Annotated in this window: 1 protein-coding gene; it reads left to right on the top strand. The window is 74.6% G+C overall.

Annotated features, from left to right (window positions below; all coding sequences use genetic code 11):
* On the top strand, window positions 1-6,546 hold a 6,546-nt coding region (locus OO67_RS35195; protein WP_033305921.1), incomplete at both ends, for a type I polyketide synthase.

Raw genomic sequence — 6,546 nt, 5'->3', positions numbered from 1 at the left:
CCTCCTGCCCGGCACAGCCTTCACCGACCTCGCCCTCCACGCCGCCGGCCACACCGACACCCCCACCCTCGAGGAACTCACCCTCGAAGCCCCACTGGTCCTCGGCGAACGTGGCTTGGTGGACCTCCAGGTGGTGGTGGACGCGACGGCCGGATCCGACCGCCGTGCCTTCACGATCCACGCGCGCGACGACGGGTCGGAGTCCTGGACCCGGCACGCCTCCGGCACCCTGACCGCTACGGCGGCCGCCCCCGCGGCCCTCCCCTGGCCGCCGCCCGGCGAACCCGTCGACCTCACCGGGCTCTACGACGGCCTCCACGCCCGCGGCTACTCCTACGGACCGACGTTCCAGGGCCTCGTGGCGGCCTGGCGCGACGGGGACGACCTCTATGCCGAGATCACCCTGCCCGAGCAGTCCGACGCGGACGGCCACCCGGTGCACCCGGCCCTCCTCGACGCCGCGCTCCACCCGCTGTTGCTCGATCCGGTGGGAGACGCGCCGGACGCGGTCCTGCTGCCGTTCAGCTGGTCGGACGTCACCCTGCACGCCACCGGCGCCGGACGTCTGCGGGTGCGCCTGAAGCGGTCCGGTGCCGACACGGTCACGCTGACCGCCGCCGACCCCGAGGGCGACGCGGTCGTGACCGTCGGCTCCCTCCTGCTCCGCCCGGCCGACCTCGCCTCGGCGTCCCTCGCGTCCGGCGACCGGTCCCACGCCCTGTTCCGGGTCGACTGGCGGCCGGTCCCGGCCCCGGTCGTGGCCCGGGCCACGCCGCCCGTCCGGGCGGTGGTGGGCCCGGACGTCATCGGCGTCACCGCCGCCCTGGGCGAGGGCGTCGTGTGCCACGCCGACCTCGACGCGCTGGCCGCCGCCGGAGATCACGTACCGGCCGAGGTGCTGCTGCCCTTCACGCCGGGGCGTCCGTCCAGGGGCACGTACGACCCGGTCGAGATCGCACGCGAGGCGCCGCACCGCATGCTGGGGCTGATTCAGCGCTGGCTGGCCGACGAGCGCTTCGCCGGATCCCGGCTGGTCGTGGTCACCCGCAACGCCGTCTCCACCCGTTACGACGAGCCGATCCGCGACCAGAGCCTGGCCGTGTGGGGTCTGGTCCGCTCCGCTCAGGCCGAGCACCCGGACCGCTTCCTGCTGATCGACGTGGACCGGGAGGAGAGTTCGTACCGGGCCCTCGGCGCGGCGCTGGACACGGCCGACGAGACCCAGCTCGCGATCCGCCGCGGCACCGTCCTCGCGGCCAGGCTGAACGCCGACGCACCCGGGGGGCGGCTCCCGGTTCCGGCGGACGCACCGGGCTGGCGGCTCGGCTCGACGGCGAAGGGGACGTTGGAGAACCTCGCGCTGCTGCCCGCCGAGGCCCCCGACACCCCGCTGGGCCCGGGCCAGGTGCGGGTCACCGTCCGAGCCGCCGGACTCAACTTCCGCGACGTCCTCATCACTCTGGGCCAGTACCCCGGCGAGGCGCCGATCGCCAGCGAGGGCGCCGGATACGTGCTGGAGACCGGCCCCGGTGTCGACGGGTTCGCGCCGGGTGACCGGGTGATGGGCCTCTTCACGGAGGGCGCGGCCGGGCCCGTCGCCGTCACCGACCACCGGCTGCTCACCGGTGTGCCGCACGGATGGTCGTTCACGCAGGCCGCCGCGGTGCCCGTGGTCTTCCTGACCGCCCTGTACGCGCTGACCGACCTGGCGGAGGCCCGTGCCGGCCAGACGGCGCTGATCCACGCGGCCGCCGGCGGTGTCGGCATGGCCGCGACGCAGATCGCCCGCGACCTCGGTCTGGAGGTGTACGGCACGGCCTCCCCCGCCAAATGGGACGCGCTGCGCTACCAGGGCTTCGACGACGCCCATCTGGCGAACTCCCGCACGCTCGATTTCGAGCGGGAGATCCTCGCCGCCACCGGCGGCCGCGGCGTGGACGTCGTCCTGGACGCGCTCGTCGGCGAGTACGTCGACGCATCACTGCGGCTGCTGCCGCGCGGTGGCCGGTTCATCGAGATGGGCAAGGCGGACATCCGCGATCCCGGACGGGTCGCAGCGGCGCACCCGGGTGTCGGCTACCGGTCGTTCGACCTGATGGAGGCCGGGCCCGACCGCATCCAGGAGATGCTGACCGACCTGCGCGCCCGGTTCGATGCGGGGCGGCTGACTCCGCCGCCCGTGGAGGCGTGGGACATCCGCCGGGCGCAGGAGGCGTTCCGGTACCTGGGCCAGGCCCGGCACGTCGGCAAGGTGGTCCTCACCCTGCCGCGCGCCCTGGACCCGGACGGCACGGTGCTCGTCACCGGCGGCACGGGCACGCTCGGGCGGCGCTTCGCCCGCCATCTGGCCGCCCGGCACGGTGTGCGGCACATACTGCTGACCAGCCGGCGCGGTCCGAAGGCCCCGGGTACGGACGAACTCGTCGCCGAGCTCGCGGCGCTGGGCGCCAGGGCCACCGTGGTCGCCTGCGACACCGGCGACGCGGCGGCCGTGCGACGGCTGGTCTCGACGGTCGAGCCGGAGCACCCGCTGACCGCCGTCGTGCACACGGCGGGTGTGCTGGACGACGGCACCATCGAGTCGATGACGCCGGAGCGCCTCGACACGGTCGCGCGGCCGAAGCAGGACGCCGCCTGGCATCTGACGGACGCCGTACGCCATCTGGACCTGGCCGCGTTCGTGATGTTCTCCTCCTTCGCCGGGATCGTCGGCAACGCGGGCCAGTCCAACTACGCGGCCACCAACTCCTTCCTGGACGGCCTCGCCGCCTACCACCGTGCCAACGGCCTGCCCGGCGTCTCCCTCGCCTGGGGGCTGTGGGGCGCGGGCGACGACGGCACCGGCGGCGGCATGGCGGGCGGACTCGGGGACGGCGAACTCGCCAGGCTGGCCGGCGCCGGGCTCGCGCCGATCGACCCGGAGCGCGGCGTCGCCCTCTTCGACGAGGCGCTCAGCTGCGACGAACCCCTTCTCGTCCCGCTGCGCCTCGATCTGTCCGCGCTACGGGCACGCGCCGAGGCCGGCACCCTGCCGCCACTGCTGCGTGGCCTGGTCCGGCCACGGACCAGGCGGGCGGCGAGCGGCCGGTCCGCCCCGGCGGGCGCCGGGGCGCTGACGGAGCGGCTGGCCGCCCTCGACGAGGCGGAACGCGACCGGCAGTTGCTGGCTCTGGTACGGGCCGAGGCCGCAGCCGTCCTCGGCCATGGCGCCGCCGCTTCCCTCGCTCCCGAGCGGGCGTTCAAGGACGTCGGCTTCGACTCCCTCACGGCGGTCGAGCTGCGCAACCGGCTCAACTCCGCCACCGGGTTGCGGCTACCGTCGTCGCTCGTCTTCGACCACCCCACCCCGGCCGCGCTCGCCTCCCATCTGCGTACCGGGCTCCTCGGCGGGCCGGAGCCCGCCACGGGGACGGCCGGGGCACGGCCGTCGGCCGCCCCCGTGGCAGCCGACGACGATCCGATCGCCATCGTCGGCATGGCCTGCCGCTACGCGGGCGGGGTGGCCTCGCCCGAGGACCTGTGGCAGCTGGTGTCCGCCGGCACCGACGCGGTGACCGACTTCCCCGAGGACCGTGGCTGGGACACCGAGGGCCTCTACGACCCGGATCCGACCCGCTCAGGGACCTCGTACACCCGCCGCGGCGCCTTCCTCGCCGGCGCCGACCGCTTCGACGCGGCGTTCTTCGGGATCAACCCGCGCGAGGCGACGGCGATGGACCCGCAGCAACGCGTGCTCCTCGAAACCGCCTGGGAGGCCGTGGAGCGGGCCGGGATCGACCCGACGACGCTGCGTGGTACCGACACCGGCGTGTTCGCGGGCGTGGTCGCCGGCGACTACGTCACCCGGCTCGGCCAGACTCCCGAGGCCGTCGAGGGATACCTGGCGACGGGCACCACCGCCAGCGTCGCCTCGGGACGTATCGCCTACTCCTTCGGTCTCGAGGGCCCGGCCGTCTCGGTGGACACCGCGTGCTCGTCGTCGCTGGTGGCGCTGCATCTGGCCGCCCAGTCCCTTCGCCAGGGCGAGTGCTCGCTCGCCCTGGCCGGCGGCGCGACCGTACTGGCGGGCCCCACCAGCTTCATCGAGTTCAGCCGCCAGCGGGCGCTCTCCCCCGACGGTCTCTCCAAGGCCTTCTCCGACTCCGCCGACGGCACCGGCTGGGGGGAGGGGGCGGGGCTCCTGCTCCTGGAGCGGCTGTCCGACGCCCGGCGCAACGGGCACCATGTCCTCGCCCTGGTGAGGGGCACCGCGACCAACCAGGACGGCGCCAGCAACGGTCTGTCCGCGCCCAACGGACCGTCCCAGGAGCGGGTGATCCGACAGGCCCTGGCCAACGCCCGGCTCACCGCGTCCCAGGTGGACGCGGTCGAGGCTCATGGCACCGGGACCCGGCTCGGCGACCCCATCGAGGCACAGGCCCTCATCAACACGTACGGCAGCGAACGGGACGCAGAACATCCGCTGTGGCTCGGCTCGTTGAAGTCGAACATCGGCCACACGATGGCCGCCGCGGGCGTCGGCGGCGTCATCAAGATGGTGATGGCCATGCGGAACCGCAGGCTGCCGAAGACGCTCCATGCCGACCGGCCGACCAAGCACGTCGACTGGTCGGACGGCACCGTCCGGCTGCTGTCCGAAGGCCGCGCGTGGGACACGGCCGGCGACGAGCCCCGTCGGGCCGGCGTCTCCTCCTTCGGGATCAGTGGCACCAACGCCCACGTCATCATCGAACAGGCCGGAGCCCCCACGCCCGTGGCGGAGCAGACGGCGGAGGAAGACCCTCCGCTCCCCTGGCTGCTGTCCGCCAGGACCCAGGACGCGCTCAGGGACAAGGCGCGGCTCCTGCGCACGTACGCCACGGAGCACCCCGACGTCCCGGCCGGGCACATCGCGGAAGCGCTCGCGGCCCGGACCCGCTTCGGCCATCGCGCCGTCGTCGATGCCGGGGACCGTGAGGCTCTGCTGTCGGGGCTCGACGCCCTCGCCGGCGGGAAGGAGGCCCCGGGCGTCGTCACCGGGACCACCCTCGGCCACGAACCGGCCCGGGCCGTGTTCGTCTTCCCCGGCCAGGGCAGCCAGTGGCTCGCGATGGGCAGTGAGCTCATGGCCCGGAGCCCGGAGTTCGCCGGCTACGTACAGGAGTGCGCGGAGGCCCTCGCGCCGCACACCGACTGGGACCTGACGGCGGTACTGGCCGGCGATCCGCAGGCCGCCTCGCTCGACCGTGTCGACGTGGTGCAGCCCGCGCTGTTCGCCATGATGGTCTCGCTGGGCCGGCTCTGGCGCCGGCACGGCGTCGAGCCGGCCGCCGTGATCGGCCACTCCCAGGGCGAGATAGCGGCCGCCTGCCTCTCCGGCGCGCTCACCCTCGCCGACGCCGCGCGCATCGCCGCACTGCGCAGCAGGGCCATCACCCGGCTCGCCGGGACCGGCGGCATGCTGTCCGTACAGCTGCCCGCGGACGTGGTGCGGGAGCGTCTGCCCGACGACACCTACATCGCCGCGGTCAACGGCCCGGCTCTCACCGTCGTCTCCGGCGCCGCCGATGCCCTGGCCACGCTCAAGGAGCGGCTCACGGCCGAGAGGATCCGGGCCCGGATGATCCCGGTCGACTACGCCTCGCACTCACCGCACGTCGACGCCCTGGCGGACGAACTGCGGGAGCTGCTGGGCGGGGTCGTTCCCGGCCCGTCGGACGTGCCGTTCTACTCCACCGTCACGCAGGCTCCGCTCGCGGGAACGGAGCTCGGCGGGGCCTACTGGCTGCGCAATCTGCGCGAGCCGGTCCTCTTCGAGCAGACGGTGCGCCGGCTCCTGGCCGACGGGCACACCACCTTCATCGAGGTGAGCCCGCACCCCGTCCTCGTCACGGCGATCCAGGACACGGTCGAGGAGGCCGGCGCCACGGCCGTGGCGCTCGGCACCCTGCGCCGCGACCAAGGCGGCCTCGGGCGCTTCACCACCTCGCTCGCCGAGGCGCACGTGGCGGGTGTCTCGCCCGGCGCATGGCGCCGGGACCGGCGCCGGGCGGACCCGTCCGGGCTGCCCACCTACCCGTTCCAGAGGCAGCGTTACTGGCTGGAGGGTTCCGGGACGGCCGTGGACGCGGACGGCCTCGGTCTCGACGCGGCCGGGCACCCGCTGCTCGGTGCGAGCGTCCCGCTCGCCGAGGGCGACCAGACGGTGTTCACCGGGCGGATCTCGCTCCGTACGCACCCCTGGCTGGCCGAGCACGCGGTGGAGGGCACCGCGCTCCTCCCGGGCACCGGCTTCCTCGACCTCGCACTGCACGCGGCGGACCGGACGGGCGCCGGCGGGGTGGACGACCTCACGCTGGAGGCGCCACTGCCGCTCGCCGAACAGGGCGCCGTGGTCCTCCAGGTGATCGTCGGCGCGCCGGAACCGACGGGCGCAAGGCCGTTCGCGATCCACTCGCGCACCGGTGGCGACGCCGGGTGGGTCCGGCACGCCACCGGAACCCTCGCACCGGCCGGAACACCCACCACCACCCCACCCACCGAACACATCACCTGGCCCCCACCCGG

Origin of the sequence: Streptomyces atroolivaceus (assembly GCF_000717025.1) — a bacterium.
GTDB lineage: Bacteria > Actinomycetota > Actinomycetes > Streptomycetales > Streptomycetaceae > Streptomyces > Streptomyces atroolivaceus.
Note: the sequence above shows the minus strand (reverse complement) of the source record. Positions and strands in the feature narration are given on the sequence as shown.